This window comes from Natronolimnohabitans innermongolicus JCM 12255 (assembly GCF_000337215.1).
Lineage (GTDB): Archaea > Halobacteriota > Halobacteria > Halobacteriales > Natrialbaceae > Natronolimnohabitans > Natronolimnohabitans innermongolicus.
Window position 1 is genome coordinate 1 of record NZ_AOHZ01000104.1, and the last position, 581, is coordinate 581.

Sequence of the window (581 nt, forward strand, 5' to 3'; positions counted from 1 at the left end):
ACACAAACCAAAGTACCGCGTCAAGCGGGAATATCGCTCTCGGAGAAGCTCAGAACGACTGAGACTCCCACGAGAGGAATCCCACGACTGAAGTCGTGGGTGGATGTCAAAACCGCGCCGAAGGCGCAGTAGTCACGATTACTCCTGACCGAACCGAGTACTCACTCGCGCTTCGCGCCCGGATTCGTCACGGCGCCGTTGGCCGCCGAATCGAACTGCTGACCGTACTTCGCCAGCACGCCGCTCGAGTAGTTGGGCTCCGGCTGTTCGCGCTCTGCGAGTCGCTGCTCGATCTCCTCGTCCGTGAGGTCGACGGAGAGTTCGAGTTCGTCGATGTCGATGGTGACCGTGTCGCCGTCCTCGAGGGCGGCGATGGGGCCGCCGACGGCGGCCTCGGGGGCGACGTGACCGATCGAGAAGCCGCGCGTGGCGCCGGAGAACCGCCCGTCAGTGAACAGGGCGACGTCTTCGGCGTGGCCCTGACCCGCGACGGCGCTCGTGACGCCGAGCATCTCGCGCATGCCGGGACCGCCCTGGGGGCCCTCGTTACGGATGCCGATGACGTCGCCGGTGTCGACGTG

General features: G+C 65.9%; 1 pseudogene. It reads right to left on the bottom strand.

The features are described from left to right. Nucleotides 1–161: 161 nt before the first annotated feature. Nucleotides 162–581 (bottom strand): annotated as a pseudogene (locus C493_RS20790) (dihydroxy-acid dehydratase domain-containing protein); the annotation flags it as partial.